A 15,807-nucleotide genomic window follows, 5' to 3' on the forward strand; every position below is an offset into this window, starting at 1 on the left:
GCCGGCGCCTCCCCCCCTCAACGAATCCCCGGACGGATCCAGCGCCTGTCTAGCCGCCCAGCACCTTTTGGATCGACGTGACCAACTGGTACCCGCCGAGCACGATGAACAGCACCGCGGTGATCACCAGCGCGGTGTTGGTGTGCCACCGGTTGCGCCAGTTCTTCGGCACCCCGTACTTGCCGGAGTTCAGCAGCGGCAGCAGCGTGATGGCCAGGAACGGCATGAACAACGCGCCCAGGACGCCGTATGCCAGCACCAGACCGATCGGCTGGTCGAGCGTCAGCAGCAGCATGGACGGGAACGTCAGCCACATCAGGTAGAAGCGGAAGTACTTCCCGTTGATCTTGGCATCGGGGTGGTCGGAGCCCTTGCCGCGAACGTTCGCCCAGAAATCGGCGAACATCAGCGACACGCCGTTCCACACGCCAAGCACGGAGGAGAACGCTGCGGCGAAGAAGCCCCACAGGAAGGCAATGCCGATGACGTCGCCATAGCGGTCCTGGAGGACGCCGGTGAGGTCGAGCAGTCCCTTGTCCCCCGCGGAGATGGTGACACCGGCGACCTGGACCACCTCTACGCCCACGATGAGCATGGAGATCACGAAGATGCCGGTCATGACGTAGGCCATGGAGTTGTCGATGCGCATCACGCGCATCCAACCCGGGGTGATCCAGCCCTTTTCCCGCAGCCAGTAGCCGTAGGCGGCCAAGGTGATGGTTCCGCCGACGCCGCCGGCGAGCGCAAGCGTGTAGAGGAGCCCGCCCTCGGGAAGGCGCGGGACCAGCCCGGCCAGCATGGCGGGGACGTTCGGCGCGGCGATGATCGCCAGTCCGACGATCGTCACGAACATCATGCCGACGAGCACGGCGGTGATCTTCTCGAAGACCGAATAGCGGTTGAGCCACACCATGGCGAAGCCGACCAGGCCCGTGGCCACGGCGAAGACCCACAGCGGGATGGCCGGGAAGAGGGCGGCGAGCGGCAGCGCGGTGGAGGACATCGCGGACGCGCCGTAGACGATGCCCCAGATCATGATGTACGGGCCGAAGTACCAGACGGGCCACCGGCCGAGCGAGCGCCAACCCTGGAAGATGGTCTTGCCGGTGGAGAGCGTGAAGCGCCCCGCGCCCTCGACCAGGACGATCTTCAGCAGCACGCCCAGGACCACGGCCCAGAGCAGCATGTAGCCGTAGCGCGAACCGGCGGCGAGCGTGGCAACCATGTCCGCGGCGCCGACGCCGGTCGCCGCGACGACAAGCCCCGGCCCGATGATTTTCCATTTGTGTATGCGGGCGCGCTCTTCCGAGTCGACGCTCACGGTGTTTTCTGCCATGCGGCGAACCTTTCTGATGGGACCGGCCCGCCGTGGCGGCCTCGGCATTGAGTGACCGTCGGCCATGTTATCTTGCCCACTGCGTTCCATCCGAAGTGGCGCCGGACGCCGGGATGTGCATTGGAGGATACTAGTCAGCAGGCAGGCTATGCCGGCGGCCCACACGGGCGGCCGGCCAAGACACGGATCCGGGGGTTGGCCACGGCCATGAAGGTACAGAATTTGCCCACGGGCGAGTCGATCGTGCAGAACCTCCCTTGGCGCTGGGGCGTCCAGGGGAAGATCTTCCTCATCGGCGGGTTGGGCTTTATGTTCGACGCGTGGGACGTGACCCTCAACGGGGCGCTGATCCCGTTGGTGATGCAGGAATGGCAGCTCGAGCGGACCACGGCGGCATGGCTGGGCACCGCCAACCTCATCGGCATGGCGCTCGGCGCCTTCGTCTGGGGAACCATCGCGGACCGGGTGGGGCGGAAAAAGGCGTTCACCTGGACATTGCTGATCTTCTCGATCTTCACCGTGGCGGGTTCGCTGGCGCCGGACTTCACGTGGTTCGCCGCGTTCCGCTTCCTCGCGGGCTTCGGCCTGGGCGGGTGCATCCCCGTCGACTACGCGCTGGTCGGCGAATTCACGCCGCGCCGCCAACGCGGTCGCGTCCTGACGGCGATGGACGGCTGGTGGCCAATCGGCGCCGCCCTCGCGTTCTTCGTCTCGGCCGTCATCCAGGCCACCACGGACAACTGGCGGCTCATCCTGGTGGTCATGGTGCTGCCCGCCCTGCTGGTCTTCTGGATTCGGCGGAGTGTGCCGGAGTCGCCCCTCTACCTGATCCGGCAGGGCCGGCGGGCGGAGGCCACCGCCGTCATCGACGACCTGGTCCTCCGCACCGGCGGCCAGGCCGTGCCCTACAGCCTGCCCGAGGCCGCGGAGGCCCCGGGCCTGTCCGCCGGGTCCTGGGGCGACCAGCTGGCCAAAGTCTGGCGCTACGACTGGAGGATCACGTTTACGGCCTGGACGCTGTTCTTCACCGTCCTGCTCGTCTACTACCTGGCCCTGACCTGGATGCCGTCGATCCTGGCCGACGCCGGCATGGCGCAGGTGAGCGCGTTCTTCAGCACCGCGGGCATGGCCGCAGTCGGACTGCTCGGCGTTGTGGTCGCCGCGCTCCTCGTGGAGCGGGTCGGCCGCAAGTGGCTCCTCGGCGTCACGGGCCCCCTGTCCGCGCTGGTGCTGGTGATGGTCGCCCACTCGCTGTCCGCGCCGCGGACCGCCGTCGTCTGGCTGCTGGTCTTCGGGTTCGTCATCCAGGTGGCGATCCCCGTCCTCTACGCCTACGTCTCCGAGCTGTACCCCACGGAACTGCGCGGTTCGGGTTTCGGGTGGGCCTCCACGTTCAGCCGCATCGGCGCTGGCGTCGGTCCCCTGGTGTTCGCCGTCGTGTGGCCCGTGTTCGGGCTCGCCAACTCCTTCCTGGTGGCCGGCGCGCTTGTGCTGCTGTCCGTTGTGTGGATGGCGTTCAACGCGCCGGAGACCCGTTCGAAGATCCTTCACTAGAACCGTCAAGCGGAACGCGGCGACTCGTGTAATCCGTCCCCGCACGTGGCTACACTTTGGATCAGCGGGCCACCAACGCCCCAGACCACGGAAGGACCACCATGCTGAATGCGGCAGAGCCGTTCACGGAAGAAGTCACCACGGGCCGGTTCATCGTGGTGTTCGACGTCGACGATTGCGACGCCAAGGGGCTCCTGTCGGAATGCGGCATGGGGTCGGTGGCGGATTCGCGGGACTACTCGACGGCGGCGGCGGGCGCCGCGTCGGCGGCAAGCACCGACACGTACTTCGCGGAGCTTGGAATCGCCGTGGTGGCCGCCGACCCCGAGAAGCTGGGGGCGCTGCGCTCCGTCGCCGCCGCTCGCCAGCGTCCCGTGGCCGTGGCGCCCGAGCTGATGTACCACGTGCTTCCCGCGGACGGGCCGGCGGGACCGCAGCCTGGCCACGGCCGCCGCGCGGCCGCCGTCTTGCCGGATTCGCCGACCGCGGCACCCACGGCCTACGAAGACACCGAGGCGTACACCTGGGGACTGCTGGCCACGTTGGCGGCGGAGTCCTCCTATTCCGGCCAAGGCATCAAGGTGGCCGTCCTCGACACGGGGTTCGACGCGTCCCATCCCGATTTCGCCGGCCGCACCGTCGTCGCCCAGTCCTTCGTCGAGGGCGAGGACACCGGCGACGGACACGGCCACGGGACACACTGCATCGGCGTCGCCTGCGGGCCGCGGCGGTTGGAGGGTGCACGCGGCTACGGCGTGGCCCACGCCGCGGACATCTATGCCGGCAAGGTCCTGGGATCCTCCGGCTCCGGTACGGATTCCACCATTCTCGCCGGCATCGACTGGGCGGTCGCCAACGGCTGCGCCGTCGTCTCCATGTCCCTCGGCGCCGACGTCGCACAGGTCCACGTCCCCTACGTGGCGGCCGGCCGCCGGGCGCTCGCCAAGGGCACGCTAATCATCGCGGCCGCGGGCAACAACGCCAACCGCTCGGTGGGAGACTTCGGCTTCGTCGGCGCGCCCGCCAACAGCCCGTACATCATGGCCGTCGGCGCCCTCGACGGGAGCCTCGACGTCGCGGACTTTTCCGCGCGGACGCTGCCCGGGCGCGGCGGTCAGGTGGACGTCGCGGGGCCCGGCGTCGCCGTCCACGCGTCCTGGCCCATGCCCGAGCGCTACCGCACGATCAGCGGGACCAGCATGGCAACGCCCCACGCCGCGGGCGTGGCAGCCCTCATCGCGGAAGCCACGGGGCTCCGCGGCCGGGAGTTGTGGGCCGAGATGGTGCAGGAGTCGCGCAGGCTGGAGTCGGCCTCCGTCGACGTCGGCAGCGGTCTGGTGCAGGCACCGCCGCCACCGGACCCATCCCTTCCCAACGGGCGGGCCCTGCGCCCACAATCGAACGACACAACCACCGGCCAGGAGTAGGTGTCCCATGCGCATCACAGTGACGGTCGATTCGGAGCACGCGGACCGCGTGGAGGACGTCGCTTCCCACCTGAGCGGGGCCGGCATGCACGTGGACCGTGTCCTCGGGTCCCTCGGCATGGTGTCCGGCACCGCGGACGACGCCAGTTGGCCGGCCTTGGAGGCCGTCGAGGGCGTCGCGTCCATCGACGTCCAGCAGGACGTCACGCTGGCCCCGCCGGAGAGCGAGGTCCAATAGCCGGGAAGCCTACGCCCGGCGCCCGGATTCCGTCCTCTGCCGCGTCGAGAGCTCCGCGAGCGTCTTGATCAGCAGCGCGCGCTCCGCCACCTTGATGCGCTCGTGGAGCGTGTCCTCGGTGTCGTCCGGCAGCACCGCCACGGCGGTCTGCGCCAGGATGGGTCCGGTGTCGACCCCCGCGTCGGCGATGTGGACCGTGCAGCCGGTGATTTTGACGCCGTAGGCCAGCGCGTCGCGGACGCCGTGCGCCCCCGGAAAACTGGGCAGCAGGGCGGGATGGGTGTTGATGTAGGTGCCGTCGAAGGCGTTGATGAACTCTTCGCCCACGATCCGCATAAAGCCGGAGGAGACCACGTAGTCGGGCGCGTAGGACAGACACCTCTCCGTCAGCGCGTGGTTCCATTCCGCGCGCTCGGCGAAGTCCCTGAAATTGACCACGAAGGTCTCGATGCCGGCGGCCGCGGATCGCTCCACGCCGTAGGTGCCGTACTTGTCCGCGCCCACGGCGGCGATCTCAACGTCGAGTTCACCGGACGCGACGGCGTCGATGACGGCCTGGAGGTTGGATCCGGTGCCGGAAACGAGGGCAACAATTCGCATACCCTCCAGTTTAGGCGGTGGCCGGACGCCACCGGTGCCGCGCGTCGTCGCCCCGCGGGGACCGGCACTACGCTGGAGTCATGACCGCGCCATCACAGTACTCAGTGGCCGAGGAGTTCCGCAACGTCTCGGCGTGGGTGCGTGCGGCCATCATTCTGATGCTCGGAGCCTATTTGGCGGCCGGCGCCGCTCTGCCTTGGAAGCTGGTGGCGGTGGCGCTCGGCGTGGCCGGGGTCGTGGTCGGCGTCGTCACGACCGTCAAGGTTTTCCGCGCCCCGGTTCCCGGCTTTATGCGCGCCACGATTCCGTTGGCCACGCTGGCGTGCCTGCTCTTTACGCTCTCGACCGGCGTCCAGTCCGTGTTCTATGGGCCGACGTCGGACTACGAGCAGTGTGTGCAGGATTCCGTGACCGACCGGGCGCAGAGCCAGTGCCAGCGCGACTACGAGGAAAAACTCAGGAACCTGGAAGGAATCATCGGCAGATGAACGATTGGACACCCGACACCAAGGACTGGACCTGGACGCTGGAGCGGCGCTGTCCGGAGTGTGGCGTCGACGTCGCCGAGCTGACGCCGCAGGACGTCGCGGCAGCGATCCGCGCGTCGCTTCCCCGCTGGCAGGCCGCGCTGTCCCGCGAAGACGTGGCGGAGCGCCCGTCGCCGGGCGTGTGGAGCGTGCTGGAGTATGGCGCGCACGTCCGCGACGTCTTCCGGGTCATGCACTACAGGCTGGACCTCCTGCTGACCCGCGAGGCGCCCACGTTTCCCGACTGGGACCAGGACGGGACTGCCGTCGAGGACGACTACGCCGGCCAGGACCCGCGCGCCGTCGCCACGCAGCTGGCCGCGGCCGGACGGGGAATGGCAGACGCGCTGGACGCGGTGCTGCGCCGGGACCTGGAGCGTTCGGGGACGCGCAGCAACGGGTCCGTGTTCACGGTCCGGACACTTGGCCGCTACGCCTGGCACGACGTGGCGCACCACCTGCACGACGTCGGGGCCTAGCCGACGTTCGGCCCCCGCGTGGCCGACGGCCGCTAGTCGTCCAGAACCGGGTCGCGCTCGAACACGGGCGCCACCAGGTAGCCGATGACGGCGCCGATGCAGATTTCGCCGGCAAGCATCAGGGCGGTCGTCCACGGGTTCGGGCCGATCTCCGTGAGGCGGCCGATTCCCAGGGAGCCGCCGGAGAGCCAGCTGCCGAGGAGCGAGACCAGCCCCGCGGTCAGCCCGATGAACACGCCGAGCGCCAGCGTGGAGGCGGCCAGCGAGGCCCACCGGGTCTTGTTCTTGATGGCCACCCACTCGTCCAGGTGGTTCTCGCCCTCGCGGAGGAACCACCATCCCGCCACAATTCCGGCGGCCACGGGGACCAGCATAAAGAGCCAGGCAGAGTCCAGTGACCCGGTGGGCAGCGCGGCCAGCACGGGCACCGCGGGCAGCGGGCCGACCGTGGTCTGCAGGGTGCTCAGGGTGCTGCCGACGCCGAGCGTGAAGCCGCCGCCGCTGATCCAGGCGAGCGTCCACGCGGCGAGGTTGGGCATCAGACCCAGTTGGCCGATCGTGAGAACCGCGCCCCCGATGGGCCCGCCGCGCAACTGCTGGTACACGTTTGAGATTTCCACCCAATGGATGCCGAGGTTGACGGCGAGCACCACGCTGGCCAGTGCCATGGCCGCCACGTAGCCCAGGGCTCCGGCGCGCAGGACGGCCCAGACATAGGAACCGGCCCAGCGCGAGTGCTGGCTGGCCTTGGCGATCCAGGCGGCCATGTCCACGCCCACCAGCCTGCCCCAGGAGCCGGCCTCGCGGTAGGCGCCGACCACCACGCCGGCCCCGGCGGCGACGAGTGGCACCAGTGCGGCCGCCCCCAGATTGACCTGCACGTCCTCGGTGCCGACGGCGTAGCCCGTGATCAGGCCGAAGAGCATGTAGGCGACCAGCGCGCCGGCGATCCCCTGCCAAAGCTGGTCCGTGTAGGAGGCGCGCGCGATCCGGCGCCCCGCGCGCCACGAGAGGAAGAACGGGATCAGGGCCAGCCCAAGCGGCACCAGGGACATGGTCCCGCTCAGGGTCTGCGCCGAGTCCTCGCCCACGGGCACCACGATGTGCAGCGGGACCCCGTGCATGACCAGCCACACTTGGCCGGCCAGCTTGAACAGCGACTCGAGGGCCCTGGCCTCGAACCCGCCTCCGAACCACACGACCACCAACGGCACAACGACCAGCGCCGCGGAGAGGAACGCGCTCTGCAGGAACTCGAGGGCCCCCTGCAGCCACAGCGGCATGGGCAATCCGTCGCGCAGCATGGTGCGCAGCGACTCCGCGAATCCGCCCGCTTTTCCGGGTCGGTCGACGTCGTTCCTGGGGGGCACTCGCTGATCTTTCATCGAGTCAATCGTGCCACCGATCGGGCACCGCGGCGGCCAGCGACTCGGTGCCGGCGCCGGGGCCGGGCGGTCACATCGCCTCCAACAGCCCCTTCACCAATGCGGCGATCGCACCGAGGAAGGCGATGCAGATGACGAATACCCGCGCGTGCCGGTCCTTCACGTGGCGCTGAAGCGCCTCGCCGCCGAAGATTCCCACCACGATGGCGACGACGATCAGTGCCCAGGCCCACGGCCCGACCGCCGGCATCTGGGACGGGTCGGCGATCAGCTTCGTGGCGACCGAAACAATGCCGATGACAACGAAGAACGGCTGCAGCGTGGCCGCAAAAGGCCGCTGCTCCCACCGTGCGAGGATCGCGTAGGCGCTGACGGCGGGTCCGCCGACCCCCGCCATGGCGTTGGTCAATCCAGACACCGCCCCGGCGACGGCGCGGGGCGCGTTGCCGGCCACCACAACGTCCGCCCGGCTCAGCAGCACGGAGAGGAGCAGCGCCACCAGCACCACGGCGCCGACCGTGATGGACAGCGCGGAGGACGGCAGCAGCCCGGCAAGGATTGCCCCGGGGATGGAGCCCGCGAGGCTGAAGACGGTAAACCAACGGAAGATAGACCAGTCGATGTCGCGCCACACGCGGGGCGCGATCAGGGCGGAAGACACCACGCCACAGATGTTGACCAGCAGGACGCCGGTGTGTGGCCCCAGCAGGATCACGAGGAACGGCGACACCAGCATCGCGAATCCCAGGCCGGCCACCCGCTGTGCCACGGCGCCGACGACGATCAGGCCAAGCACCAGCAGCAACATTCCGGAATCCACCGGCTCAGCCTACCCGTGCGGCAACGTTCACCCCGCCTGCGTACCTTGTTCATGCGGGCGACACCGTCCGTGGCGACGCTGGAGGGGTGAAGATCGCAGTCGTTGCCGAGTCCTTCCTGCCCCACATGAACGGAGTCACCCATTCGGTGCTCCAATTGCTGGCCCACCTCCGCCGCGAGGGCCACGACGCCCTGGTGATCGCCCCGGCGTCGTCCTGGGCCGGTCCCGCCTGGGCGGCCCATCCGGCGCCGGATTCCGTGGAGGGCTTCGACGTCGTCCGCCTTCCCTCGCTGGCCCTCAACGGCTACCCGAACGTGCGCGTCGCGGCCGGCACCGTGGCGCGCGTCCGCCGCCTGCTCGCCGCCTACTCCCCCGACGTCGTCCACGTCGCCAGCCCCTTCGTCCTGGGTTGGCGGGCCGTTCAGGCGGCCGAGCAGTTGGGTCTCCCCACCGTCTCCGTCTACCAGACGGAGATTCCCGCCTATGCCGGCCGCTACGGCGCGCCTTGGCTGGAACAGCTCCTGTGGACGCACCTCGGCGCCATGCACGGCGCCTCGACCCTGAATTTAGTGCCCAGCACCTACTCCATGGCCCAGCTGCGCGACGCCGGAGTGCCGAGGGTGCGCATGTGGCGGCGGGGCGTGGACGCCGTGCGGTTCCACCCCTCGAAGCGATCGGAGGCGCTGCGCGCGAAGTTGGCGCCCCACGGGGAGCGGCTGATCGGGTTCGTCGGGAGGCTGGCGGCGGAGAAGCAGGTGGAGGACCTTGCCGCCTTGGACGCGCTGCCGGGGGCGCGGCTGGTGATCGTGGGCTCGGGGCCGCTGAAGGACCAACTCCGCGCGCAGCTCCCCAACGCGCACTTCGCGGGATTCCTCGGCGGGGACGAGCTCGCGGAGACGGTCGCCTCGTTCGACCTGTTCGTGCATCCGGGCGAGTCGGAGACCTTTTGCCAGACGATCCAGGAGGCCATGGCCGCCGGTGTCCCCGTTGTGGCGGTCGGACGCGGCGGACCGCTGGACCTGGTCGACTCCTCGCGCACCGGCTGGGTCTACGCCCCGGGCGACCTGTCGGATCTGGCCGCCCGGGCGTCGGACCTGTTGTACGACGACGCGAAGCGCGCCGCGTTCGGGGACGCCGCCCGCGAGGCGGTCCGGGGGCGGACCTGGGAGGCCCTCTGCGACGAGCTGCTGGGGCACTACCGCAGGGCCATGGACGTCAAGTCCCGCCAGCTGCACGCCGAGGCCCTCGGCTACATCGGACTGTAGACGAGGGCCTCGGCGGGGCGGGCGACGGCGCGCGGGGACCGCTCCCTGGATGCGCTGCCTAGACGCGGGCGGGAACCGGCTTGAGGCCGAGCTCCGACGTCGGAATCTTGTATGACTCCCGCGCGGTCAGGGCCGATCCGGCGGAAATCAGGGCGATGATGGCGGTGAAGATGCTGATCCTCACCCAGCCGCCCTCCTGGATGCCGCCGAGCGCCGCGACGATCGACGGCGCAAATCCGGCCATCAGGAAGCCGAGCTGGGTGCCGATGGCGAGGCCGGAGAAACGCACCTTGGAGCTGAACATCTCGGCGTAGAAGGATGGCCACGTGGCGTTGGCGGCCGCGTAGGCGAACGAGAACACGCAGATGGACAGCGCAAACTGCAGCAGCGTGTTGCCGGATTCCATGGAGAGCAGGTAGAACGGCATGATCACGGCGCTCATCAGGGCGCCGTAGATGAAGACCGGCTTGCGTCCGATCCGGTCCGCAAGGCGGCCGAAGAGCGGCTGCGTGAACAGCGCGACCACGTTGCCCGCGACGACGAGCCACAGCGTGATCGACGAGTCGACGTCGCCGACCTCCTTGCCGTAGGTGATCGCCAGCGTGCCGTAGACGGTGGACACCGCGGCGATGAACGCGCACAGGACGACGCGCAGGACATCCCGCCAGTGGTTCTTCAGCAGCACCCCGACCGGCAGCTTGACGATCTCGTTGTTCGCCTTCGCGTGTTCGAACTCCGGGGTCTCGTGGAGCGAGCGGCGGATGAAGTAGGTGACGATCACAACGACGGCGGACAGCCAGAACGGGATGCGCCAGCCGATGCCGAACTTGATCTCGTCCGGGAGTGCCACGACGGGGATGAAGACGAGCGCCGCCAGGATTTGGCCGCCCTGGGTGCCGGTGAGCGTCCAGGAGGTGAAGAAGGAGCGGCGGTTGTCCGGCGCGTGCTCGAGCGTCAGAGAGCTCGCTCCGGCCTGTTCGCCCGCGGCGGAGAGGCCCTGCATCAGGCGCGCGAGCACCAGGAGGATCGGTGCGAGCCAGCCGACCTGGTCGAAGGTGGGCAGGCAGCCGATCATAAAGGTCGCGGCGCCCATCAGGATCAGCGTGAACATCAGGACCTTCTGCCGGCCGATCCGGTCTCCGAAGTGGCCGAGGATCACGGCGCCGACGGGGCGGGCGATGTACGCGAAGCCGAAGGTGGCGAGGGACATCACCGTCGCGTTGGCGCCGGCATCCGGGAAGAAGACGGTCGGGAAGATCAGGGCCGCTGCCGATCCGAAGATGAAGAAGTCGTAGTACTCGACCGCACTGCCCATGAAGCTGGCGAGCGCGGCCCTGACGGGGGTGCGGCCCTTGGTCGAATCCACGTCCGGCGACGACGGCGTCGCTGGGCTCTCGTGGGTCATGGTCTCTCCTTGGTCTGGGGCACGTGTTGGGGGAACGATGTGCCTCTGAATATTCGCTGTGTACGCTATCCGCACAGCTGTACGGAAAGCGTACAATTGGGTCTAGAGTAGAGCTACGTCACACCCCTTGGCAATACCGGTCACATATGTGTCCGGGGAATAGGACACACGGTGAGCACTTTTGGAGAGTCGTATCTGGTTGGCCTGATCGGCGATGGCGTCACGCCGTCGCTCACGCCGCCGATGCACGAGGCGGAGGCCGACGCACAAGGGCTGCGCTACCTGTACCGGCCCATCGACCTCGCCGCCATCGGCCGGCCGGGAACCGACGTCGGGGAACTCCTGCGGGCGGGACGCGAACTCGGGTTCAACGCGTTCAACATCACCCATCCCTGCAAGCAGGAGGTGCTGGGCCACCTCGACTCGGTATCGGCCGACGCCGAGCGCCTGGGTGCAGTCAACACCGTCCTGATCCGCGACGGAAGGTTCCACGGCGAGAACACCGACTTCTCCGGCTTCGCGGGCGCGCTCCGGTCGGGCCTGGCCGACGTCGCGCTGGACCGGGTGGTGCAGCTGGGGGCCGGCGGGGCGGGAGCCGCCGTCGCCTATGCGCTTCTCGCGTCCGGCGTCCGGCACCTCTCGCTCATCGACCTGGACCCGGCGCGCACGCGGGAGCGCCGCGACGCCCTCGCCGCACTGTTCCCCGACCGCACGGTTCAGGCCCACTCCCCCGACGCGATCGCCGCCGAACTGGCGGCCGCCGACGGCTTTGTCCACGCGACCCCCGTGGGCATGCACCAACATCCCGGCATGCCCGTGGACCCGGCCCGCCTGGAGCCGCGGCACTGGGTCGCCGAGGTCGTCTACCGGCCGGTCGACACCGAACTCGTCCGCACCGCGCGCGGCATCGGTTGCCGCGTGCTCGACGGCGGTCACATGGCGGTGGGACAGGCCGTGGACGCGTTCCGGCTGATCACGGGCCTCGAACCCGACGCCGGGCGGATGCGCGCGCACTTCCTGGACCTGCTGGCGAAAGGGCTCTGACCATGCGCACGTCCATCGCGACCGTCTGCATCAGCGGGACCCTCGAGGACAAGATGCTGGCCTGCGCGCGCGCCGGCTTCGACGGCATCGAGATCTTCGAGCAGGACCTTGTGGTCAGCCCGATGTCCCCGGAGGAGGTCCGCGCGCTGGCCGACCGGCTGGGCCTGAGCCTGGACCTGTACCAGCCGTTCCGCGACTTCGACGGCGTCGCGGAGGATGTGTTGACCGAGAACCTGCGCCGCGCCGAGGCGAAATTCCGGCTGATGAACCGGCTGGGCGTGGACACCATGCTGGTCTGCAGCAACGTGGCGACTGCGACGATCAACGACGATGCGGTGATGGCCGCGCAGCTCCGCCGCCTGGGCGAGCTGGCTGAGACCTTCGGCGTTCGGATCGCCTACGAGGCCTTGGCGTGGGGCAAGTTCGTGAACACGTACCGGCACGCGCAGCGCATCGTTGACCTCGCGGACCACCCCGCCGTCGGAACATGCCTGGACAGCTTCCACATCCTCTCCCGCGGCGACGACCCCTCCGCCATCGAGGACATCGACCCCGCCAAGATCTTCTTCGTCCAGCTGGCCGACGCGCCCGTCCTGGCCATGGACATCCTCTCCTGGAGCCGGCACTACCGGGTGTTCCCGGGGCAGGGCGGGTTCGATCTGGCGACCTTTATGGCGCACCTGGTCCGGTCGGGATATGCCGGGTCGGTGTCGCTGGAGATCTTCAACGACACGTTTCGCCAGTCGAATGTGGAGCGGACCGCCGTCGACGCGCTGCGCTCCCTGCTGTGGCTCCAGGATCGGACAGCCGAGCTTCTGGCGCGCGGGCCCGCTCCCAAGCGTGCCGGAAGACCAGATGCCCGGCAGGCCATGGAGCTGACCTCCCTGCCGTCCGTCGAGGCGCCCATCGGCTTCGACTTCGCCGAGATACGCACGGACGCCCCGGACGACGTCGCACAGATGCTGGCGCAGCTGGGCTTCGAGTTCCGCGGCCAGCACCGTCGCAAACCCGTTCAGTTGTGGACGCAGGGCGCGGCGAGGATCTGCATCAACGGGCAGCGGGCCCGCGGGACCGCACCGACGATCTCGGCCCTCGGCTTCCAGGTCGCCGACCCCGACGTCGGCGTGAGGCGCGCGGTGGGCCTGAGGGCCAAGGCCGTGTCCCGGCACAACACCGCGGACGAGCAGCCGCTCGGGGGCGTCAACGCGCCGGACGGGACGGAGGTCTTCTACTGCCCGGCCGATCCGCTCCCGCGCTGGATGGGAGAGTTCGGGACGTTCGCTTACAGCGCGGGCCCGACGACGGCGGACGGCGGCGGCGAGGCCCGGCGTGCACAGGACTCCACGGACGGGGCCGGCACGGGACCGCTGATTCTTTCGGTCGACCACGTGAACCTTGCACAACCGTGGCAATCGTTCGACGAGGCCGTCCTGTTCTACGAAAGCGCGCTGCGCCTGGACACACGTCCGCCGACCGAGGTTCCCAGCCCGCTGGGACTCGTCCGCAGCCAGGTGATGCGCACCGCCGACGGTTCGGTCAGGCTGGCCCTGAACATCGTGCCGCAGGTGCTGGATTCCGTGGGCGAGACGCCGCAGTCGTATCCGGAGCACGTCGCGTTCCTGACGACGGACATCGTGGCGGTCGCCCGCAGGGCCAAGGCGGCCGGCATGGATTTCCTGCAGGTACCGGACAACTACTACGAGGACTTGGCCGCCCGGTTCCCGCTCCCGCAAGAGGACATTGCGCTCCTGCGCGAGCTCGACCTGCTCTATGACCGGGACGAAAACGGCGAGTTCCTGCACTTCTATACGGAGACGACGGGCGAGATGTTCCTCGAGGTCGTGGAGAGGCGCGACGGGTACGATGGCTACGGCGCGCCGAACGCGCCCGTGCGGCTGGCCGCCCAGTTCGAACGGAACCGCCTGCGCGGCGGCCAACGGACAAGAATCTAGGGAGAACGGTGGCTGAGGAGCTGCGGGACGACGGGCAACCGGACTACTACGTGAAGTCCGCGGAGAAGGCGCTGAGCGTGCTCTTGGCCTTCACGGCCGAGGAGCCCCTGCTCACCGTCACGCAGGTCGCCGAGGCCGCAGAACTCAGCCGCGCCGCTGCCCGCCGGTTCCTGCTCACCCTCACCGATTTGGGCTACTTGTCCATGGAGGGCAACGGCTTCCGGCAGACACCGCGCGTGCTGGACATCGGGGCCGGGTACTTGGCCGGCATGAGCCTGCCCCGCATCGCACGCCCCCACCTGACCGAGCTGGCCCACCGGCTCGACGAGACGGCAACGCTGAGTACGCTGGACGGCCAGGATGCGATCTACGTTGCCCGGGTGGCCGCGCCGCGCCTGCACACGGTGACCCTGAACATCGGCAACCGGCTCCCCGCGTGGGTGACGTCGATGGGCCGCGTGCTGGTCGCCGCCCTGCCCGAGGATGCGCGCGAGAACTTCTACCGCGAGACGGTCCTGACCAGCTACACCAGCAACACGCTGGGAACCATCGAGCTGCTGCGTGCCGAGATCGAGAAGGTCCGCAAGCAGGGGTGGAGCCTGGTGTCCCAAGAGCTCGACGACGGACTGCGCGGCCTGGCCGTGCCGGTGCGCCGCGGGGACGAGGTGGTGGCGGCACTCAACATCTCCATCCAGGGCGGCCGAGTGGGCAAGGTGTCCATCGAGGACGAGCTGGTTCCCGCCCTGCGCGAGACCGCCCGCCGTATCGCCGAGGATTTTGGCGGCCGCACGCACTAGCGCGGGCACGGCCCAACCCTTGTATTGGCATTGCTGTCGCGGTGGATTCTCGGCCGGCGTTCCGCTCATTTTTCCCTGTGGATAACTCTCCGCCGACCCCTTTTTCGCGTTATGATGGATTTACACAGAATGTAAACATTCAACGCATGGGGGCCTCATGAGCTCGATAGCACCACGCCATGTTCGGGCCGCGCTGGCGGTTGCCGCCGCCGGATGCCTGGCGCTCACGGGTTGCTCGGGCACCCCGGGCGCCAATGGCAGCCCGACGTCCGCCGGGTCCTCGAGTGCGTCGCAGTCAGGCTCCCCGTCGCAGTCGGCAAGCGCCAGCGCAAGCGCGCCCGCCACCCCGGAGCCGGCGACCTCGACGTCCCCCGCGAAGAACATCGCAAAACCGAAGATGCCCAGTGAGGCGAAGGAATTCTCGAAGGACGGCTACGAGGCCTTTGTCGACTATTGGTTTGCGGCGCAAAACTACGGCATGGCTACTGGGGATACCGCACCATTGGAGGCAGCATCGATGGACAGGTGTGGCATTTGCGCGGAGCGTGCCAAGACCATGAAGCGCGCCTACATTGATGGGGCGTGGATCGTGGGTGGTGACATCCAGTTATTGCGGTTCTATTCGCCGCTACAGAAGGACGCTCAGAACCTATACCAGGCGGCCATTCAGTTTCGTGAGTCAGCCAGCCAACCATATTCCTCCGATGGAAAAGCCGCACGCAATGCACGAACAGAAGCGACGACACACGATCTGAACGCTCATGCCACATATACAAAGTCGGGCGGTTGGCAAATGGCAGCAATCGTCGGCGACGAGTAAGACGCGATACGACGAATGGACTACTCAAGTGCAGCACGCACGATCGCCGGACTAGTTCTTGCAATGGTGTTCAGCTTTACGATTTCGCCCGGCTGGGCGGCTGCTACCGTTCCGAGTGACCCAGCAAGCGTCGGTTTTGCGGGCGACCAAGCGCACGT

General features: G+C 68.6%; 15 protein-coding genes. 10 read left to right on the forward strand and 5 right to left on the reverse strand.

Annotation, left to right across the window (positions count from 1 at the left end):
- Nucleotides 1–49 precede the first annotated feature (49 nt).
- Complete coding sequence (locus tag AC3ZJJ_RS10470; RefSeq protein ID WP_489891759.1) at nucleotides 50–1,336, reverse strand: Nramp family divalent metal transporter; 1,287 nt, start codon at nucleotides 1,334–1,336, stop codon at nucleotides 50–52.
- Nucleotides 1,337–1,543: 207 nt separating this feature from the next.
- Here AC3ZJJ_RS10470 and AC3ZJJ_RS10475 point away from each other — a divergent pair, with 207 nt between their 5' ends.
- The 3 genes from AC3ZJJ_RS10475 to AC3ZJJ_RS10485 all read left to right on the forward strand — a co-directional run bounded on the left by AC3ZJJ_RS10475 (nucleotide 1,544) and on the right by AC3ZJJ_RS10485 (nucleotide 4,555).
- Nucleotides 1,544–2,890 carry an MFS transporter gene (locus tag AC3ZJJ_RS10475; protein WP_489891760.1) on the forward strand — a complete coding sequence of 449 codons (1,347 nt, stop codon included), beginning with the start codon at nucleotides 1,544–1,546 and terminating at the stop codon, nucleotides 2,888–2,890.
- Nucleotides 2,891–2,991: 101 nt separating this feature from the next.
- Nucleotides 2,992–4,317 (forward strand): S8 family serine peptidase, encoded by a 1,326-nt coding sequence (locus AC3ZJJ_RS10480; protein WP_489891761.1) that lies wholly within the window; start codon nucleotides 2,992–2,994, stop codon nucleotides 4,315–4,317.
- 7 nt (nucleotides 4,318–4,324) lie between these two features.
- A complete protein-coding gene (locus tag AC3ZJJ_RS10485; RefSeq protein ID WP_489891762.1) occupies nucleotides 4,325–4,555 on the forward strand; it encodes a hypothetical protein in 231 nt (76 codons plus the stop codon).
- A 9-nt stretch (nucleotides 4,556–4,564) separates the two neighbouring features.
- Here AC3ZJJ_RS10485 and purN read toward each other — a convergent pair whose 3' ends face one another.
- On the reverse strand, nucleotides 4,565–5,155 hold the full coding sequence (gene purN / locus AC3ZJJ_RS10490; RefSeq protein ID WP_489891763.1) for a phosphoribosylglycinamide formyltransferase: 591 nt from the start codon (nucleotides 5,153–5,155) through the stop codon (nucleotides 4,565–4,567).
- Between the two features lie 80 nt (nucleotides 5,156–5,235).
- On the opposite strand from purN, the gene AC3ZJJ_RS10495 reads away from it, so the two are divergent.
- Nucleotides 5,236–5,643 carry a hypothetical protein gene (locus AC3ZJJ_RS10495; protein WP_489891764.1) on the forward strand — a complete coding sequence of 136 codons (408 nt, stop codon included), beginning with the start codon at nucleotides 5,236–5,238 and terminating at the stop codon, nucleotides 5,641–5,643.
- On the forward strand, nucleotides 5,640–6,161 hold the full coding sequence (locus AC3ZJJ_RS10500) for a DinB family protein (RefSeq protein ID WP_489891765.1): 522 nt from the start codon (nucleotides 5,640–5,642) through the stop codon (nucleotides 6,159–6,161). The genes AC3ZJJ_RS10495 and AC3ZJJ_RS10500 overlap by 4 nt, the downstream gene beginning before the upstream one ends.
- A 32-nt stretch (nucleotides 6,162–6,193) precedes the next feature.
- Here the strand turns inward: AC3ZJJ_RS10500 and AC3ZJJ_RS10505 are convergent, their stop codons facing one another.
- Complete coding sequence (locus AC3ZJJ_RS10505; RefSeq protein WP_489895799.1) at nucleotides 6,194–7,465, reverse strand: cell division protein PerM; 1,272 nt, start codon at nucleotides 7,463–7,465, stop codon at nucleotides 6,194–6,196.
- Between the two features lie 151 nt (nucleotides 7,466–7,616).
- Entirely contained in the window at nucleotides 7,617–8,366 is a 750-nt protein-coding gene (locus AC3ZJJ_RS10510) for a sulfite exporter TauE/SafE family protein (RefSeq protein ID WP_489891766.1), read from the reverse strand.
- An 86-nt stretch (nucleotides 8,367–8,452) separates the two neighbouring features.
- Here AC3ZJJ_RS10510 and AC3ZJJ_RS10515 point away from each other — a divergent pair, with 86 nt between their 5' ends.
- Complete coding sequence (locus AC3ZJJ_RS10515; RefSeq protein WP_489891767.1) at nucleotides 8,453–9,631, forward strand: glycosyltransferase family 4 protein; 1,179 nt, start codon at nucleotides 8,453–8,455, stop codon at nucleotides 9,629–9,631.
- Nucleotides 9,632–9,689: 58 nt separating this feature from the next.
- Here the strand turns inward: AC3ZJJ_RS10515 and AC3ZJJ_RS10520 are convergent, their stop codons facing one another.
- Nucleotides 9,690–11,036, reverse strand: coding sequence for an MFS transporter (locus tag AC3ZJJ_RS10520; RefSeq protein WP_489891768.1), 1,347 nt, complete (start codon nucleotides 11,034–11,036; stop codon nucleotides 9,690–9,692).
- 171 nt (nucleotides 11,037–11,207) lie between these two features.
- On the opposite strand from AC3ZJJ_RS10520, the gene AC3ZJJ_RS10525 reads away from it, so the two are divergent.
- The 4 genes from AC3ZJJ_RS10525 to AC3ZJJ_RS10540 all read left to right on the forward strand — a co-directional run bounded on the left by AC3ZJJ_RS10525 (nucleotide 11,208) and on the right by AC3ZJJ_RS10540 (nucleotide 15,649).
- Nucleotides 11,208–12,080: a shikimate dehydrogenase gene (locus tag AC3ZJJ_RS10525; protein ID WP_489891769.1), complete on the forward strand. Its 873-nt coding sequence runs from the start codon at nucleotides 11,208–11,210 to the stop codon at nucleotides 12,078–12,080.
- A gap of 2 nt (nucleotides 12,081–12,082) precedes the next feature.
- Nucleotides 12,083–14,032: a sugar phosphate isomerase/epimerase and 4-hydroxyphenylpyruvate domain-containing protein gene (locus tag AC3ZJJ_RS10530; RefSeq protein WP_489891770.1), complete on the forward strand. Its 1,950-nt coding sequence runs from the start codon at nucleotides 12,083–12,085 to the stop codon at nucleotides 14,030–14,032.
- Between the two features lie 8 nt (nucleotides 14,033–14,040).
- Nucleotides 14,041–14,829, forward strand: coding sequence for an IclR family transcriptional regulator domain-containing protein (locus AC3ZJJ_RS10535; protein WP_489891771.1), 789 nt, complete (start codon nucleotides 14,041–14,043; stop codon nucleotides 14,827–14,829).
- 157 nt (nucleotides 14,830–14,986) lie between these two features.
- Complete coding sequence (locus tag AC3ZJJ_RS10540) at nucleotides 14,987–15,649, forward strand: DUF6318 family protein (RefSeq protein ID WP_489891772.1); 663 nt, start codon at nucleotides 14,987–14,989, stop codon at nucleotides 15,647–15,649.
- Nucleotides 15,650–15,807: the final 158 nt, after the last annotated feature.

This window comes from Arthrobacter sp. AOP29-A2-19, assembly GCF_058138025.1.

Bases quoted from the DNA above. Each gene is read 5' to 3' on its own strand.
- AC3ZJJ_RS10470 (WP_489891759.1), bottom strand. From the start codon at position 1,336: ATGGCAGAAAACACCGTGAGCGTCGACTCGGAAGAGCGCGCCCGCATA.
- AC3ZJJ_RS10475 (WP_489891760.1), top strand. From the start codon at position 1,544: ATGAAGGTACAGAATTTGCCCACGGGCGAGTCGATCGTGCAGAACCTC.
- AC3ZJJ_RS10480 (WP_489891761.1), top strand. From the start codon at position 2,992: ATGCTGAATGCGGCAGAGCCGTTCACGGAAGAAGTCACCACGGGCCGG.
- AC3ZJJ_RS10495 (WP_489891764.1), top strand. From the start codon at position 5,236: ATGACCGCGCCATCACAGTACTCAGTGGCCGAGGAGTTCCGCAACGTC.
- AC3ZJJ_RS10500 (WP_489891765.1), top strand. From the start codon at position 5,640: ATGAACGATTGGACACCCGACACCAAGGACTGGACCTGGACGCTGGAG.
- AC3ZJJ_RS10505 (WP_489895799.1), bottom strand. From the start codon at position 7,465: ATGCTGCGCGACGGATTGCCCATGCCGCTGTGGCTGCAGGGGGCCCTC.
- AC3ZJJ_RS10540 (WP_489891772.1), top strand. From the start codon at position 14,987: ATGAGCTCGATAGCACCACGCCATGTTCGGGCCGCGCTGGCGGTTGCC.
- AC3ZJJ_RS10520 (WP_489891768.1), bottom strand. From the start codon at position 11,036: ATGACCCACGAGAGCCCAGCGACGCCGTCGTCGCCGGACGTGGATTCG.
- AC3ZJJ_RS10485 (WP_489891762.1), top strand. From the start codon at position 4,325: ATGCGCATCACAGTGACGGTCGATTCGGAGCACGCGGACCGCGTGGAG.
- AC3ZJJ_RS10530 (WP_489891770.1), top strand. From the start codon at position 12,083: ATGCGCACGTCCATCGCGACCGTCTGCATCAGCGGGACCCTCGAGGAC.
- purN (WP_489891763.1), bottom strand. From the start codon at position 5,155: ATGCGAATTGTTGCCCTCGTTTCCGGCACCGGATCCAACCTCCAGGCC.